Source organism: Streptomyces sp. WMMC940 (genome assembly GCF_027460265.1).
Classification (GTDB): Bacteria; Actinomycetota; Actinomycetes; order Streptomycetales; family Streptomycetaceae; genus Streptomyces.
The window spans coordinates 3,507,688-3,524,374 of record NZ_JAPZBC010000001.1 but is presented as its reverse complement, the minus strand read 5'-3'; the positions used below and the strand labels follow the sequence as shown (position 1 = coordinate 3,524,374).

Here is a 16,687-nt window from a genome sequence, read left to right as displayed (position 1 = left end):
TAGCTCAAGTCCGCTTTGGGCCGTGCGGGCCGGGGGCATTCCCCAGGCACGCCGGAAGCAGCCTCGCTTCGGGGGGACGAAGGAAGGTGAGGTCAATGATCGGACTCGTGATCGCCATCGGGGTGATCGTCGTCATCGGGCTCGTGGTGGCGGCGTCGAACGGCAGACGCGGGGGGCGCTCGCGCCGCGGAGGTGGCGGAAACAGCTGGTGGGCCGGCGGAAGCGGCGGTTCCTCCTGCGGCGGGGGCTCGTCCTGTGGCGGAGGGTCCTCGTGCGGCGGCGGTGGCGGTGGCTGCGGAGGCGGCAACTGATCACCACCCGTACGACGGTGGGGCGGCTGACACGGGGCAGCTCGGCCCGCCGGACCGGGGGCGCCCGGGCGGAGCGAACTCCCGCCGGGCGCCTTCCTGTTGACGGGCGATGCACTTATCCGCCGTTGTTGTGCACTTCCTCCATGGGTTTCTGTTGAACAGTTGAACCGTAAGGCCCCCCAGGGGATGGAATGCACGTCAAGTTGGGTAAAAGCACTGTGGACGCCGCGCACTTCATGGTTCCCTCGCTGTTGAGAACATCCAGCCCTCGGACCGTCTGTGGACCCGAGTCGGCAGATCCCCCACCCTCCCTGTGCTGCCTCCGGGGCGCCCCGGTCCACCCGTCACGCGTGTTTGCGGAGCCGACCCATGCTCACGACCCTGAAGACCTCCTATACCGACACCCGCGCGGCCGATCTGGCCTGGGCGCTGGGCCGGGAGCCGCTGCCCGCGCTGGCCGAGCTCGATCTGGAACTGGCCGGCACCAAGCTGCAGTTGAGACTTCTGGGCGCCTCGCACCAGGTGCTGCTCGAAGGGGAGCACGGCACCTGCTCCGAGACGGTGGCGTGCATGCCCGGCCGCAGCACGCCGCTGCCGCTGGGCGTGGCACGGCGGCTCGGGCGCTGGGAGTACGAGTTCGCCGCGCGTGTCGAGACGTTGTCCGAGGGCTCCTTCGCGGGGCGTGCGCAGGAGTTGCTGGCGCTGGTGGCCGACCATCCGCACGGACTGGCCGGCACGTTCCCCGGCTCGCCGCACGCGTTCACGGCGATGGTCGCCCAGGAGGTGGACGGCCAGATGCGGTGGCGGACCTGGCACGCGTACCCGCAGGAGGGGCAGCTGGTGGTGACCCGTACCCATGTCGGCGCGCGCGTGCCCGTCCGGCGCTGATTCCAACCGTCACCACGGCATTTCGGGGCAGTTGCACCCGTGTGGGTGACAGTTCGGCATGGATGAGTGACGTAGCGTTACGGCATGATCGACCAGCCTGTGTCAGCACCGGTGCGGGGCGGGGCGGGGCCACCGCCCGTCCGCCCGGACGCGGGCCGGTTCCTCGTCCTCCTCGTGGTCTTCGTCTGTGCCGCCTGCGGTCTGGTGTACGAGCTGGAGCTGGTCGCCCTCGCCTCGTACTTGATCGGCGACTCCGTCACCCAGGCGTCCGTCGTCCTCTCCGTCATGGTCTTCGCGATGGGTGTCGGCTCGCTCCTCGCCAAGCGGCTGCGCTGCCACGCCGCCGTCGGCTTCGGACTGGTGGAGGCGGCGCTCGCGCTGATCGGAGGCTGCTCGGCCCTGGTGCTGTACGCGGCGTTCGCCTGGCTGGGCGAGGCCCGCTACGCGCTGGTGGCCTTCTCACTCGCGATCGGGGTGCTGATCGGCGCCGAGATCCCGCTGCTGATGAGCCTGATCCAGCGGGCGTCCCGGCGCGACGGCCGGGGCGAGGAGGACGCCGCGGGCACGGTCGCCGACCTCTTCGCGGCCGACTACGTCGGCGCGCTCGTCGGCGGTCTCGCGTTCCCGTTCCTGCTGCTGCCGTGGCTCGGCCAGCTGACCGGTGCGCTGCTCACGGGCGCGGTGAACGCGGTGGCGGGCGGGGCGCTGGTGCTGTGGCTGTTCCGGCGGGACATCTCGCCACGGTCGAGGTGGTGGCTGCTCGGGGCGAATCTGACCGTCCTGGCCGTGCTGGCCACCGCCACGGCGCTCGTCGCCGACTTCGAGGCCGCGGCGCGGCGGGCCGTGTACGGCGAGCCGGTGCGGGTGGCCGTGCACACCGGGGTGCAGGAGGTCGTCCTGACCGGCGCGGAGGACGGGCCGGTCGACCTGTTCCTGGACGGCAGGCTGCAGATGAGCGGCGGGGACGGGGACCGGCACCACCGGGCGCTGGTGGGTCCCGCGATGCGCCGGGGCCCGCACGCGCGGGTGCTGATCCTCGGCGGCGGCGACGGGATGGCGGCGCGCGAGGTGCTGCGCCACCCGGGGGTGCGCTCGGTCACCGTGGTCGAACTCGACCCTGGGATGGTGCGGCTGGCACGCACGGACCCGGCGCTCTCCGCGCTGAACGGCCATGTGTACCGGGACCCGCGGCTGAAGGTCGTGTACGCGGACGCCTTCCGCTGGCTGAGGGGCTCCACGACCCCCCGCCACACGTACGACGTGGTGGTCTCGGACCTGCCCGACCCGGGCGTCACGCCCAGCACCAAGCTGTACTCGCAGGAGTTCTACGGGCTCGCCGCGGGGGTCCTCGCGGACGGTGGACGGCTCGCCGTGCACGCGGGAGCGGTGGGGGCGCACCCGCACGCGTACTGGACGGTCGAGTCCACGATCCGTGCCGCGGGCTTCACGACCCGGCCGTACCGCGCCCCGGGCCGCCCCGACCGCGGCTTCGTCCTCGCGGTCCCCGCGGCTCGGGCCGCCCCACCGGCCCTCGGGCCCGGGGTGCTCGGCGTCGAGGACGAGCGCCCCCGGGACGTCCCACCGTCGACGCTGCTGCGCCCGCGGTACGCCGAGTGAGGGCCGTGGACTGTGCCGGTTCCGCACAGAAGGGCTCCCGTCGGGCCGGGGCTGAGTAGGCTCGGTTCCCATGGAGCATGAGGTGTTCGTTCCGGTACCGGCAAACAGGCTTCGGCGGACGCTGGCCGACCCCGCGCGGGTCGCCCGGTGCGTCCCGGGGCTCCAGCAGGACGCCGACGCGTCGGCGGGCCCTCTCGCGGGCCGCCTGAAGGTCCGTGTGGGCGGTCACACGATCACCTACCGGGGTGCGCTCCGGATCTCCGAACGGGACGGCGGCTTCGCCGTCGAGGGCGAGGGCACGGAGGCCCGTGGCCATGGCTCGGCCAAGCTGGCCCTGACCCTCCGGCTCACCGAGGCGGAGGGCGGCACCGCGCTCGTCTTCACCGGAACGGCCCATGCGGACGGCCGTCTCGCCGAGGCGGCCCCCGGAACGGCCGAACAGGCCGCGATCCGGCTGCTCGACCGTTTCGCGTCGTCCCTGGGTGCCACGACGGAGGACGAGGCGCGTGGGGCGGCCGCAGCGGACGAGGACGCGGCGCATGACGGCCCGGACGAGTCCGGCAGTGCGCCCGCAGCCGGAGCCGCACCCGTGAGCGACTCCGGGGCGGCCGACCGGACCGCCCCGGCCGCCGATGCCGATGCCGAAGCCGTTGCCGATGCGGAAGCCGATGCCGGCGGTGATGCCGATGCGACGGCCGGAAGTGCCGATGCGGCCGGGCGGCCGGACGCGACGGCCGATACCGCGCCCCCCGCCCCGGGCGGTGGCCCCGCGGCGGCTTCCGCCGACGCGAGCGGAGCGCTCGAGGACGCGGCGGACGGCGAGGACGAGAACGCGCCCCTGTTCGGGGTCGATGTTCCCCCCTCGTCGCTGGACCCCCTGGCCGACGAGGTGTTCGGCGAGGACGACGAACCGCCCGCCGAAGCGGCCCACGCCCGCCGGACCATGATCGGCCGCAGTGCGGAGGAGGTGGACCACGCGCCGCCGCGCGGCCGGTACGCACCCGTCCCCGCACCCCAGCCCAGCACCGCCGGGAACACGCTGCGCTGGGTCGCCCCCGCCGCCGCGCTCGCCATCGCCTCCGCCGTCGTCGTCGGACGGGCACTGCGCCGCCGCAGGTAGCTGAGGGCCCTCGACCGGCCCATGCGACACGGGCGCCCCCGGCCGGTCGCCAGTAGGGTCGGGGTGTGAGTAGCGAAGAGAACGTCCGGCTCACCGCCGGCGACGTCGAGTTGACCGTCACTCCGCGCAACGGCTGCCGCATCAGCAGCCTGCGCATCGCGGGCACCGAGGTGCTGCGGCAGGGCGAGCGATACGGCTGCTTCCCGATGGTTCCCTGGTGCGGCCGTACCGAGAACGGTCGCTTCCGCAACGGCGGCGTGGAGCACCAGCTACCCGTCAACGACCCGCCGCACGCCATCCACGGCACCGGCCGGAACACCGCGTGGCGGACCGCCCGCACCGGCCCCACCGAGGCCGTCTTCACCTACGAACTCGGCGAACCCTGGCCGTACACGGGGCTCGTCACCCAGACGTTCGAGCTGAGCGAGGACTCGCTGACGCTCCAGCTCGGCGTCGAGACGTACGACGACTCGTTCCCCGCCCAGGCCGGCTGGCACCCGTGGTTCATGCGCCACGCCTTCCCCGACGCCAAGGGGGCCCGGCTCGACTTCATCGCCGACTGGCAGGAGGAGCGCGGTTCCGACCACCTGCCCACCGGCCGGCGGATCGGGCCGACGCCCGGCCCCTGGGACGACTGCTTCGGCATGGAGGACGGTGTCGACGTCACCCTCACCTGGCCGGAACAGCTGGAACTGACGGTGAAGAGCCGAACGGAGTGGGTGGTCGTCTACGACGAGCAGGAGGAGGCGGTCTGCGTGGAGCCGCAGTCCGGCCCGCCGAACGGCCTCAACACGCACCCCCGCCTGGTCACCCCGATCGACCCCCTCGAGATCGCGACGACCTGGTCGTGGCGACGGCTCGCCAGTGCCTGATGCGCCACCAACGGCGGCGCCCCGTGCAGGACGTCGCGGCCCCCGGCCGGTACCGGGCGGCCCGGGCGGGGTGCGGAGGCGATGCCGGCGCGGGAGCTGCGGCGCGAGGGGGTTCCGGGCGTGGCGGCCGCCGAGATCCGGCGGCGGGCGCCGGAGGCGGTCTCCGGCCGGGGCGGCAGGGCAGGGCCTAAGCTCATGGCCATGACTGACGTACGTGCTGAGCTGCTCCAGCAGATCAAGGACAAGGCCGTGGTGCACGGCAGGGTGACCCTCTCCTCGGGTCGTGAGGCCGACTACTACATCGACCTTCGCCGGATCACGCTGGACGGCGAGGCCGCGCCCATGGTCGGCCAGGTCATGCTCGATCTGACCAAGGACCTGGACTTCGACTGCGTCGGCGGTCTGACGCTGGGCGCCGACCCCGTCGCGTCCGCCATGCTCCACGCCTCCGCCGCCCGCGGCGGGCGTCTGGACGCGTTCGTCGTGCGGAAGGCACAGAAGACGCACGGGATGCAGCGGCGTATCGAGGGCGCGGACGTCAAGGGCCGCCGCTGCCTCGTCGTCGAGGACACCTCCACGACCGGTGGTTCGCCGCTCACCGCGGTCGAGGCCGTTCGCGAGGCCGGCGGCGAGGTCGTCGCCGTGGCCACGATCGTGGATCGCGGTGCCGCAGGGGCGATCTCCGAGGCCGGGCTGCCCTATCTGACCGGATTCGAACTGCAGGACCTCGGTCTCGCCTGATTCCGGCTGCCGGAGCTGACCTGCGCTTATCGCAAAGGGCGGGACGTTTCACGTGAAACGTCCCGCCCCTTGTTCCCTGAGCCCCCATGGGCGTCTGGAAAGATAGGTGCGACGATGACGTCGCCCCCAGGTCAGGGTGCCAAGCAACGCAAACCGCACATCACAAGGAGCGGACAGATGCCCATCGCAACCCCCGAGGTCTACAACGAGATGCTCGACCGGGCGAAGGCAGGCAAGTTCGCCTACCCGGCCATCAACGTCACCTCGTCCCAGACCCTGCACGCTGCGCTGCGCGGTTTCGCGGAGGCCGAGAGCGACGGCATCGTCCAGATCTCCACCGGTGGTGCGGAGTTCCTGGGTGGCCAGTACAACAAGGACATGGTGACCGGGGCCGTGGCCCTGGCCGAGTTCGCCCACATCGTGGCCGACAAGTACCCGGTCAACATCGCCCTGCACACCGACCACTGCCCGAAGGACAAGCTGGACGGCTACGTCCGCCCGCTCCTGGCCATCTCCGAGCAGCGTGTCGCCCAGGGACAGAACCCGCTCTTCCAGTCGCACATGTGGGACGGCTCGGCCGAGACCCTCGCCGACAACCTGTCCGTCGCCCAGGAGCTGCTGGCCCGTGCGGCCGCCGCCAAGATCGTCCTCGAGGTCGAGATCACCCCGACCGGCGGCGAGGAGGACGGTGTCTCGCACGAGATCAACGACGAGCTCTACACCACCGTCGAGGACGCCATCCGCACCGCCGAGGCGCTCGGCCTGGGCGAGAAGGGCCGCTACCTGCTGGCCGCGTCCTTCGGCAATGTCCACGGCGTCTACAAGCCGGGCAATGTCGTGCTCCGTCCCGAGCTGCTGAAGGAGCTCCAGGAGGGTGTCGGCGCCAAGTACGGCAAGTCCGAGCCGTTCGACTTCGTCTTCCACGGCGGCTCCGGGTCCACGGCCGAGGAGATCGCGGTCGCGCTGGAGAACGGCGTCGTCAAGATGAACCTCGACACCGACACCCAGTACGCCTTCACCCGCCCCGTCGCGGACCACATGTTCAAGAACTACGACGGTGTGCTGAAGGTCGACGGCGAGGTCGGTTCCAAGAAGACCTACGACCCGCGCACCTGGGGCAAGGCGGCGGAGGCGGGCATGTCGAAGCGTGTCCTCGAGGCCTGCCAGGTGCTGCGCGCCGCCGGCAACCGGATGAAGTAACCGGCGGCAGGCCGAGGCGAGCGGCACGAGACCCAGCCGACGTGAGGCCCGGTACCGGCGAACGGTGCCGGGCCTTCGTCCTGTCCGGAGGGATCCGACGTTGACGCACCACGCTCCGTACGACTTCGACACCCTCGTCGACCGGCGCGGCACCGCCAGCGTGCAGTGGGACGGTGCCGCCGACCGGTTCGGCGTGGACGGACTGCTGCCGTTCACCATCTCCGACATGGACTTCGCGTCGCCGCCGCCGGTGCTGGACGCGCTGCGCCAGCGCCTCGCGCACGGGGTCTTCGGGTACACCGACTGGCGGCTCGGCGCGTTCCGCGAGGCGATACGCGGCTGGTACGCGCGGCGGCACGACACCCCGCTCGATCCGGAGCGGATCGTGTACGCACCGTCGGTCCTCAACCAGGTGTCACAGCTGCTGCGGATGTGGACGGAGCCGGGGGACGGCGTCGTCGTCCACACCCCCACGTACGACGGCTTCCGCAAGGCGGTCATGGGCCTCGGGCGGCAGCTCCGGGGGGTCGCGGTGGGCGACGGGGCGGGCATGGAACGGGAGCTCGCCCGGGCGGACACCAAGGTGTTGATCCTCTGTTCGCCCCACAACCCCACCGGACGGGTGTGGACCGAGGACGAACTGAAGGGGTTCTCCTTGCTGGCGGAGACGCACGGGGTCGCCGTGATCTCGGACGAGATCCACGCGGACTTCGTGCACGACGGGCACCGGCATCTGCCGTGGACGCGTTTCGCGGACGGCCGGGGACGGTGGGCCCTGGTCACCTCGGCGTCGAAGGCGTTCAACTTCCCGGCGCTGACCGGCTCCTACGGGATCATCGGTGACCCCGGGGAGCGTGCGGCGTTCGTCCGGCGGTTGGAGACGGGTGAGGGGCTCGCCTCGCCGGCCGTGCTCTCGCTGACGGCGCACATCGCCGCGTACCGGGACGGGGCCGGATGGCTGGACGCCGCCCGCGGCTATGTGGCGGGGAACCTGGCGATGCTGGAGGAGCGACTGCGGTCGGCCTTCCCCGTCCTCGGCTGGGGGCCGCCGCAGGCGGGGTACCTGGCGTGGGTCGACCTCCGGGCGCTGGGCGTGGACGACGCGGCGCTGCAGCGGGAGCTGGTCGAGCGGGAACGCGTCGCGATCATGCCGGGCGGGGTGTACGGGGCGGACGGCTTCGTCCGCCTCAATCTGGGCTGCCCCCGGTCCAAGGCGGAGGCGGGCGCCGACGCGCTGGTGCGGGCCCTGACGCGGCTGACCTGACGCCGCGCCCGGTCGTGGGCCCGCCCGGGACCGGAGCGATCCGAGCCCCCCGGTCCGCCCCTGCCCTGGTCTCCGGCTACCCCGCCCGGGCCCTGTGTCGAGCCGCCCGGCCGCGGTTCCGTGACCCGCGGCCGGGTCGCCGCGAGACCCGTCGGGCGGAATGATTCGCCCTATGGACATCAGGCTCGCGTCGGCCACCGGGCGCTGGATCGTCCTGACGACCGTCCTCGGGTCCAGCATGGCCATGCTCGACTCCACCGTCGTCAATGTCGCCCTGCCCCACATCGGTGAGGACCTCGACGCCGATCTCGCCCAACTCCAGTGGACCGTCAACGCCTACATGCTCACCCTCGCCGGGTTGATCCTGCTGGGCGGGGCGCTGGGGGACCGGTACGGGCGCCGGCGGGTGTTCCTCGTCGGGGTGGTGTGGTTCGCCCTGGCGTCGCTCGCCTGCGGACTGGCTCCCAACGCCGGTGTGCTGATCGTCTCCCGGGCGCTGCAGGGCGTCGGCGGGGCGCTGCTCACCCCGGGTTCGCTCGCGCTGATCCAGGCGAGCTTCCACCCGGACGACCGGGCCAGGGCCGTGGGGCTGTGGTCCGGCTTCGGCGGGGTCGGCGCGGCGGTCGGGCCGTTCGTCGGCGGATGGCTCGTCGACGGCCCCGGCTGGCGGTGGGTCTTCCTGCTGAACGTGCCGCTGGCCGCCCTGTGCGTGCCCGTCGCGATGCGCCATGTCCCCGAGTCGAGGGACCCCGCGGCGCACGGACGGTTCGACGTGCTGGGCGCGGCGCTGGGGGCGATCGGCCTCGCGCTGGTGACGTACGCGCTGATCGACGGCTCGTGGGGGACCGGCGTCGCGGGCGTGCTGACGGGTGCCGTGTTCGTCCGGCTGGAACAGCGCCGGAAGAATCCGATGCTGCCGGTGTCGATCTTCCGCTCCCGGCTGTTCACGGCGGTGAATCTGGTGACCGTGTGCGTGTACGCGGGGTTCAGCGGCTTCTTCTTCCTCACCGCCCTGCAACTCCAGGTCGTATCGGGCTACTCGGCCCTGGCCGCCGGTACCGCGCTGCTGCCCACCACCGTGCTGATGCTGCTGCTCTCCGCACGGGCCGGCCAGCTGGGCGAGCGGATCGGCCCGCGCATCCCGCTCACCGTCGGGTCGCTGCTGTGCGCGGCCGGGATGCTGTTGATGCTGCGTGTCGGGCCCGACGCCGCCTACTTCACCGATGTGCTGCCCGCTCTGCTGGTGCTGGGCCTGGGGATGGTGATCCTGGTGGCCCCGCTGACCGCGACCGTGCTGGCGTCCGTGGACACCGCGCGGGCCGGGATCGCCAGCGGCGTCAACAACGCAGCGGCCCGGGCCGCGGGGCTGCTCGCGGTGGCCGCGCTGCCGATGCTGGCCGGGATGGGGCCGGAGGCGTACCGGATCCCGGAGCAGTTCGCGGCGGCCTTCGCCCGGGCGATGCCCCTGTGCGCGCTGATCCTCGTGGTGGGCGCGGTGCTGGCGTGGGCCATGGTGCGGCGGCCGGCGGAGGTGCCCGGCCATGCCGCATGCAGGGTGCACTGCGGTGTCGGCGCGCCACCTCTGGAGCCGAAGCCCGAGCCGGGGCGCGGGGGCACCGGGTGCGGCCGGTCGGATCGACGACCCGGATGACGCCGTGGCGGGGTCCACGGCCGCTGACGACCGCCCCCGGCCCTGCCGGCCGCCACCGCCTCACCCCTGCGGCCCCTGCTTCGTCGTATCCCGGCGTCTGTGCCCGCCGTCTCCCCGCGTTCCTGCCACACACCTGCTTCGTCGCACGTCACGGCCCCCGGCCCGGTGCGTCCCACACCCGGCCGGGGACTACCACGGCCGGCCCCGGCGCAAGCGGGCACCGGCTCCACGGATTCGCCTGCGACCTGTGACACTGAAGCCATGGCCATCCACGAGAACCTGCTGGGGGGACCGCCCCCCACCCACCTGCCCGACGACCCCGAGCCGCGGGAGATGCTCGCGAACGGCACGGCCTCCGCCGACGTCGCCGCGAAGTACCCGACCTCCTCGCTCGCCTGGGCCCAGCTCGCCGACGAGGCGTTCGAGGCCGGGCGGGTCGTCGAGTCGTACGCGTACGCGCGTACGGGATACCACCGGGGCCTGGACGCGCTGCGCCGCAGCGGCTGGAAGGGGCACGGCCCGGTGCCGTGGGAGCACGAGCCGAATCGCGGCTTCCTGCGTGCCCTGCACGCGCTCGCCCGCGCCGCTCAGGCGATCGGCGAGCAGGACGAATACGAGCGCTGCAGCACGTTCCTGCGCGACTCGTCCGAGACGGCGGCCGACACCCTGGGATGATCCCGCCGGTCCGATCCCCACGAGGGGCGGGTGCCCTGACCGGGCACCCGCCCCTCGCGTCACCGGCGGGACCCGTGTTTATGATGCGCGCAGGGGACCGGGGCTCCGAGACCACGAACGGAAGGAGCGGACCGCTACCCGGACACATGTGTCAGGAGACGGCGAATGTCGCAATTTCCCGATGCCTCCGGAGCGGGTTCGGTCACCCCGAACCTCGACTTCGCCGGCACGACCCCGTACGAGGACTACGTCCAGGCGGACGTCCTCACCCACCTCCAGCATCCCCTCTCCGACGATCCCGGCGAGATGGTGTTCCTGGTGACCACCCAGGTGATGGAGCTCTGGTTCACCGTCATCGTCCACGAGTGGGAGACCACCTCCCGGGCGCTGCGCCGCGACGAGGTGCCCGTCGCGATGGACGCGCTGAAGCGCTCCGTGCGGGAGCTGGACGCGCTCAACGCCTCCTGGCGGCCGCTCGCGCAGCTCACCCCCGTGCAGTTCAACGCCTACCGCAGCGCCCTCGGCGAGGGTTCCGGCTTCCAGTCCGCGATGTACCGGCGGATGGAGTTCCTGCTCGGCGAGAAGTCCGCGTCCATGCTGGTGCCCCACCGCGGCGCCCCGCGCGTCCACGCCGAGCTGGAGAAGGCCCTGCACGAGCCGAGCCTCTACGACGAGGTGCTCCGGCTGCTCGCCCGCCGCGGCCTGCCCGTGCCGCAGTCCGTCCTCGACCGCGACCTGTCGCAGCGCTACGAGCCGTCGCCCGAGGTCGAGCGGGTGTGGGCGGAGGTCTACGCGAACGAGGACCAGGACGCCGAGCTCGTCCGCCTCGGCGAGGCGCTGACCGACGTCGGTGAGCTGGTGTGGCGCTGGCGCAACGACCACCTCGTCGCCACCCGGCGCGCCATGGGCGCCAAGGCCGGCACCGGTGGCTCCGCCGGCGTCGCCTGGCTGGAGAAGCGGGCGGCCAAGAACGTGTTCCCCGAGCTGTGGACGGCGCGCAGCCATGTCTGAGACGCGACTCACCGAGCGGGCCGCGGAGCTGGACGCGGCGGACGGACTGGCCAAGCGGCGTGAGTTGTTCGCGCTCGACGACGGCGCGGTCTACCTGGACGGGAACTCGCTCGGCGCCCTGCCGCGCCACGTCCAGGACCGGATGGCCGACGTCATCGGCAGGCAGTGGGGCGAACTGCGCATCCGCTCCTGGGACGAGAGCGGCTGGTGGACCGCGCCGCAGCGGATCGGTGAGCGGATAGCCCCGCTCGTCGGTGCCGCGCCCGGTCAGATCGTGGTCGGCGACTCCACCAGCGTGAACGTCTTCAAGGCCGTGGTCGCGGCGGTGCGGATGGCGCCCGAGGGCCGGGACGAGATCCTCGTCGACGCCACCACCTTCCCCACCGACGGGTACATCGCCGAGTCGGCCGCCCGGCTCACGGGCCGCCGGACCGTCGTCGTCGACCCCGCCGACGTGGCGGACGCGGTGGGCCCGCGCACGGCCGCCGCGCTGGTGAACCACGTCGACTACCGCACCGGCCGTCTCCACGACCTGCCCGGGATCACGGCCGCACTGCACGAGCGGGGCGCCCTCGCGGTCTGGGACCTGTGCCATAGCGCGGGCGCGCTGCCCGTCGGCCTCGACGAGCACGGGGTGGACCTCGCGGTCGGCTGTACGTACAAGTACCTCAACGGCGGACCCGGTTCGCCCGCGTACCTGTACGTGGCCGAGCGCCACCAGGACCGCTTCGACTCGCCGCTGCCCGGCTGGAACTCGCACGCCGACCCCTTCGGGATGACCCGCGGCTACGCGCCGGCCGAGGGCGCGGTGCGCGGCCGGGTCGGCACGCCCGACATCCTCTCGATGCTGGCACTGGAGGCGGCGCTCGACGTGTGGGACGGGGTCACGGTGGAGGCGGTACGGGCCAAGAGCCTCGCCCTCACCGACTTCTTCCTCGAGTGCGTCGAGGCGTACGTGCCGCGCGGCCGGGTCACCCCGCTCACCCCGGCCGCGCACGCCGAGCGGGGCAGCCAGGTGGCGCTGGCCTGCCCCGACGCATCCGCGGTCATGGAGTCCCTGATCGCCCGCGGCGTGGTCGGCGATCTGCGCCGTCCCGACGTGCTGCGCTTCGGCTTCACCCCGCTGTACGTCGGCTTCGCGGACACCGAGCGCGCGGCACGGGTCCTCGCCGAGGTCCTGACCGCGGTGGACGTCCCGGCCGGCGGCTGATCACGGGGGCCGACGGCCTGGTACCGTCCCGGCTGGCCAGGCCGACTCGGCCCCCTCACCGAAAGGTTGGAGCAGCATGCCGGACCCCGCCGCAGCTCGCGACGCCGCCGAGGAGGCCTCGGCCCTGTCGCACCCGGCCGTCGCCCCGGACGCCTCGGCGGCGTACGGCGAACACCCGGACCAGGTCGTCGACTTCTACGCGCCGCGCGACGGCCGGGAGCCGGCGCCGCTGGTGGTGGTGCTGCACGGCGGAGCGTGGCGGGCGCCGTACGACCGGCGGCACATCACCCCGTTCGCGGACTTCCTGGCGCGGCGCGGTTTCGCCGTGGCGAACGTGGAGTACCGCAGGGGCGCGTCGCTGCCCCAGCAGCGCGGGGAGCAGGGCGGCGGCGACCAGGACGGCGGCGGGCCGGCCGCCGGTCGCTGGCCGGAGACGTTCGACGACGTCGCGGCGGCGCTGGACGCGCTGCCGGAACTGGCCCGCACGGCGCTGCCGCAGGCCGACCCGAGGCGCACGGTCCTCACCGGCCATTCGGCGGGCGGGCATCTGGCGCTGTGGGCGGCCGCCCGGCACGTACTGCCGGCGGGCTCGCCCTGGCGGCTCCCGGCCGAGCCGCTCTTGCGCGGAGTCGTCGCGCTGGCGCCGATCGCAGACCTGGGGCGGGCGGCCGAGCTGGACGTCTGCGGCGGCGCGGTGCACCAGCTCCTCGGCGGGGAGGCGGAGTTCGAGGCGCGCGCGGGCTCCGCGGATCCGGCCGTGCTGCTGCCCACCGGGATCGCCACGGCCGTCGTCCAGGGCCGCGAGGACACCGTCGTGCCGCAGGCCGTCGCCGAGTCCTTCGTCGACGCGGCCGCGAAGGCGGGCGAGACGGTCGGTCTCACCCTGCTCGGGGACGTCGGCCACTTCCCGCTCATCGACCCGTCGGCGGACGCCTGCGCGGTGGTGGCGGAGGAGATCGCGCAGCTCGCCTGGTGACGGCTTCCGCCCAGGCCCGGCGAGGCGGATCGCCGGCGGGTGCGGTGCGCGGAAGAGTTGCGGACAGAAGGTGTCCGCAAGCCTTCCTACGGTGGGCACATGACGAACCCCACGCACCCCCAGAAGATCCTCGTCGCCGGAGCCACCGGGACGGTCGGCCGCCAGGTCGTCGCCGAACTGCTCGACCGGGGGCACACGGTCCGCGCCCTGACCCGCGACCCCGGCCGGGCCCGCGCCTCGCTGCCGGCGGGCGCCGAGGCGGTCCACGGCGACCTCACCGATCCGGACGGCCTGGCACCGGCCCTGGAGGGCGTCACCGGACTGCACCTCATCACCTTCGGCGGGGAGTACATGGCTCCGCTGGAGACCGGACCGGAGATCGTCGCACTCGCCCGTGAGGCCGGGGTGGGGCGGATCACCGTGCTGAACGGCGGTGGTGACACCCCGCTCCAGGACGCCGTGCAGAAGAGCGGCCTCGCCTGGACGGTGCTGATGCCGGTCGAGTTCATGGCGAACGCGCTGGAGTGGGCCGAGGGGATCCGTGCCGAGGACACGGTCGGCGAACCGTTCACCGATCGACTCAGCGCCATGGTCCACGAGGCCGACATCGGCGCCGTCGCCGCGGTCGCCCTCACCGAGGAGGGCCACGACCGGGAGACGTACCTGATCACCGGGCCCGAGGTGCTGAGCCTGCAGGACAAGGTGGACACGCTCGCGAAGGCCCGGGGCAGGGACATCGCCCTGACGGAACTCACCCCGGACGAGGCCGTCTCCAGGTGGCGGGCCGCCGGTCTGCCGCAGGACGTGGTCGACTTCCTGCTCGACGTGTACGGCAACACTCCGCCCGAGGGCCGGACCGTCGTCGACACCGTGCGGAGGGTCACCGGCCGCCCGGCGCGGACCTTCGCCGAGTGGGCCGCCGAGCACGCGCCCGCGTTCCGCGCCTGACCTGGGAGGACCCGAGTAGTACCTGGGACGGACGCGGAAGTATCCCCACCACAGGTGACGACCGCGTCCGTACTCCGGCCGTACCTTTGCTGACGTGACCGACACGCCGACCACGCAGCGCATACCGCGCACCGAAGCCGACAGCCGCAGCCCCGAGTTCCGCCTGGCCATGGGCGCGCTCGGCGGGCTGCGGCAGGACCTCTTCCACGACGCCTTCGCGTACCGGCCGCTGGCTCCGCTGGCGGGCGACGGACCGGTGATCCGGCGGCTGCCGGCGCGGATCCGCCGGTACGCCGCCTGGACCCCGCACGCGGTCGTCGCGGCCGGCGCCCTGCTGGTGCTGCTCATCGGTGCCTCCACCACCTCCGGCGCCTTCGGCCTCGTCCTCCTCGTCCTCACGGCGGTTCCCGCGGCCACGGTGCTGATGACGCTGGTCCGTCCGGTGCTGGCCTTCTGGGCCTCGCTCGCCACGACACCGTTCCTCGCGGTCCTCGCCGGAACCTGGGGCGAGTGGCCGTGGGCCCCGGCCACCATCGCCTCCCATCTCGCCGTGCTGACCGTCGTCGCGGCACGGACCCGGCCGCGGGCCGCCTTCTGGATGTGGCTGCTGACCGGGGCGTACGGCCTGTTCGCCGAGTCCGTCCTCGGCCGCGGCTACCCCGGCGCCACCGCACCGCTGATGTTCGTCGCCGCCGTCGCGCTGCTCGTCGTGTCACTGGCACAGGTCCGCAGGGACGCGGAGCGCGAGGTCGCCGCCCAGCAGAGCGTCACCGCCGTCGAGCGCGACCGGCGCACCCTGCTGGAGGAGCGCACCACCATCGCCCGCGAACTGCACGACGTGGTCGCCCACCACATGTCGGTCGTCGCCATCCAGGCGGAGGCCGCTCCCTACCGCGTGGAGAACCCGCCGCCCGAGCTCGAGCAGGCGTTCGTGACGATCAGGGAGAACGCCGTGGCCGCGCTCACCGAACTGCGCCGCGTCCTCGGTGTCGTACGGGCGGAGGACTACGAGGCCCCCGACGCGCCCCAGCCGACCCTCGCCGATCTCGACGGGCTGCTGGGGAACGTCCGGGACGCCGGCCTCGAGGTCGGTCTCGCGGTCACCGGAGCGGTCCGGCAGCTTCCCCCGGGCGTCGAGCTCTCGGCGTACCGCATCGTCCAGGAGGCCCTGAGCAACGCTCTGCGCCACGCGCCGGGCGCCTCCGCGAAGGTCGAGGTGTCGTACGTCCTCGGCGGGCTCGGCGTCCGCGTCGTCAACGGCCCGGTCCGCGGCCTGGTGAAACCCGCGCGTCATCCCGCCGGCTCCCCCGAGCGAGGGCTCCGCCCGCCCCTCTCCACCGGAACGGGCCACGGCCTCACGGGGATGCGCGAGCGCGTCTCCATGCTCAACGGCGAGATGACCACCGGCCCCACGGAGGACGGCGGCTACGAGGTCGCCGTGTTCGTCCCCGTCGCGAAGGACGAGACCGCATGACCATTCGCGTCCTCATCGTCGACGACCAGGCGATGGTCCGCGAGGGCTTCTCCGTCCTGCTGAACGCCATGCCCGACATCGAGGTGATCGGCGAGGCGGTCAACGGCCGCGAGGCGGTCGCGCAGGTCGACGCGCTGCGCCCCGACGTGGTCCTGATGGACATCCGCATGCCCGAGCTCAACGGCATCGAGGCCACCCGGGAGATCGTCGCGGCCGACAGCGAGGCGAAGGTGCTCGTGCTGACGACCTTCGACCTGGACGAGTACGTGTACCAGGCACTGCGCGCCGGTGCCTCCGGCTTCCTGCTGAAGGACGCCTCCGCCCGCCAACTGGCCGACGGGGTGCGGGTGGTGGCGGCAGGCGAGGCCCTGCTCGCGCCGACCGTCACCCGCAGGCTGATCACGGAGTTCTCCCGGATCTCGGCGGCGCCCAGGACGCCCGCCCTCGCCCGGATCGGCGAGCTGACCGAACGTGAGACGGAGGTCCTCGTCCTGATCGCGCAGGGCCTGTCGAACGCGGAGATCGCCTCGCACCTCGTCGTCGCGGAGTCCACGATCAAGACCCATGTCAGCAGGATCCTGGTGAAGCTGGGGCTGCGCGACCGGACGCAGGCGGCGGTGTTCGCCTACGAGGCGAGGCTGGTCACACCGGGCTGACGGCCGCCGCCGGCGGCCACGGCCGCTTCCGGCAGGCCGAAGGGCCTGATCACCGCGCGGGCGAGCACGAGGA

Annotated in this window: 16 protein-coding genes; all 16 read left to right on the top strand. The window is 73.1% G+C overall.

Features of this window, described 5'->3' with window-relative positions; genetic code table 11:
• Positions 1-95 precede the first annotated feature (95 nt).
• The 16 genes from O7595_RS15395 to O7595_RS15320 all read left to right on the top strand — a co-directional run bounded on the left by O7595_RS15395 (position 96) and on the right by O7595_RS15320 (position 16,614).
• Positions 96-311, top strand: a complete 216-nt coding sequence (locus O7595_RS15395) for a hypothetical protein (protein WP_269729261.1) — start codon at positions 96-98, stop codon at positions 309-311.
• 369 nt (positions 312-680) lie between these two features.
• Entirely contained in the window at positions 681-1,199 is a 519-nt protein-coding gene (locus O7595_RS15390; protein ID WP_269729260.1) for a DUF2617 family protein, read from the top strand.
• Positions 1,200-1,283: 84 nt separating this feature from the next.
• Positions 1,284-2,816 (top strand): polyamine aminopropyltransferase, encoded by a 1,533-nt coding sequence (locus O7595_RS15385; RefSeq protein ID WP_269729259.1) that lies wholly within the window; start codon positions 1,284-1,286, stop codon positions 2,814-2,816.
• 70 nt (positions 2,817-2,886) lie between these two features.
• The gene (locus O7595_RS15380; RefSeq protein ID WP_269729258.1) at positions 2,887-3,936 is read left to right on the top strand and encodes an SRPBCC family protein; all 1,050 of its coding nucleotides are present in this window, start codon (positions 2,887-2,889) and stop codon (positions 3,934-3,936) included.
• Positions 3,937-4,001: 65 nt separating this feature from the next.
• Complete coding sequence (locus tag O7595_RS15375; RefSeq protein ID WP_269729257.1) at positions 4,002-4,808, top strand: aldose epimerase family protein; 807 nt, start codon at positions 4,002-4,004, stop codon at positions 4,806-4,808.
• 201 nt (positions 4,809-5,009) lie between these two features.
• Positions 5,010-5,549: an orotate phosphoribosyltransferase gene (pyrE, locus tag O7595_RS15370; RefSeq protein ID WP_269729256.1), complete on the top strand. Its 540-nt coding sequence runs from the start codon at positions 5,010-5,012 to the stop codon at positions 5,547-5,549.
• Positions 5,550-5,726: 177 nt separating this feature from the next.
• On the top strand, positions 5,727-6,749 hold the full coding sequence (gene fbaA, locus O7595_RS15365; RefSeq protein ID WP_269729255.1) for a class II fructose-bisphosphate aldolase: 1,023 nt from the start codon (positions 5,727-5,729) through the stop codon (positions 6,747-6,749).
• A gap of 100 nt (positions 6,750-6,849) precedes the next feature.
• Positions 6,850-8,013 (top strand): MalY/PatB family protein, encoded by a 1,164-nt coding sequence (locus O7595_RS15360; RefSeq protein ID WP_269729254.1) that lies wholly within the window; start codon positions 6,850-6,852, stop codon positions 8,011-8,013.
• Between the two features lie 172 nt (positions 8,014-8,185).
• Entirely contained in the window at positions 8,186-9,664 is a 1,479-nt protein-coding gene (locus tag O7595_RS15355; protein ID WP_269729253.1) for an MFS transporter, read from the top strand.
• A gap of 261 nt (positions 9,665-9,925) precedes the next feature.
• Positions 9,926-10,339, top strand: a complete 414-nt coding sequence (locus O7595_RS15350) for a DUF3151 domain-containing protein (protein ID WP_093653824.1) — start codon at positions 9,926-9,928, stop codon at positions 10,337-10,339.
• Between the two features lie 165 nt (positions 10,340-10,504).
• Positions 10,505-11,350 (top strand): tryptophan 2,3-dioxygenase, encoded by an 846-nt coding sequence (locus O7595_RS15345; protein WP_269729252.1) that lies wholly within the window; start codon positions 10,505-10,507, stop codon positions 11,348-11,350.
• Entirely contained in the window at positions 11,343-12,560 is a 1,218-nt protein-coding gene (gene kynU / locus O7595_RS15340; protein WP_269729251.1) for a kynureninase, read from the top strand. The genes O7595_RS15345 and kynU overlap by 8 nt, the downstream gene beginning before the upstream one ends.
• Before the next feature lie 76 nt (positions 12,561-12,636).
• Positions 12,637-13,536, top strand: a complete 900-nt coding sequence (locus O7595_RS15335; protein ID WP_269729250.1) for an alpha/beta hydrolase family protein — start codon at positions 12,637-12,639, stop codon at positions 13,534-13,536.
• 99 nt (positions 13,537-13,635) lie between these two features.
• Complete coding sequence (locus O7595_RS15330) at positions 13,636-14,484, top strand: NmrA family NAD(P)-binding protein (RefSeq protein WP_269729249.1); 849 nt, start codon at positions 13,636-13,638, stop codon at positions 14,482-14,484.
• 94 nt (positions 14,485-14,578) lie between these two features.
• Positions 14,579-15,958: a histidine kinase gene (locus O7595_RS15325; protein WP_443071626.1), complete on the top strand. Its 1,380-nt coding sequence runs from the start codon at positions 14,579-14,581 to the stop codon at positions 15,956-15,958.
• The gene (locus O7595_RS15320) at positions 15,955-16,614 is read left to right on the top strand and encodes a response regulator (protein WP_269729248.1); all 660 of its coding nucleotides are present in this window, start codon (positions 15,955-15,957) and stop codon (positions 16,612-16,614) included. The genes O7595_RS15325 and O7595_RS15320 overlap by 4 nt, the downstream gene beginning before the upstream one ends.
• Positions 16,615-16,687 lie beyond the last annotated feature (73 nt).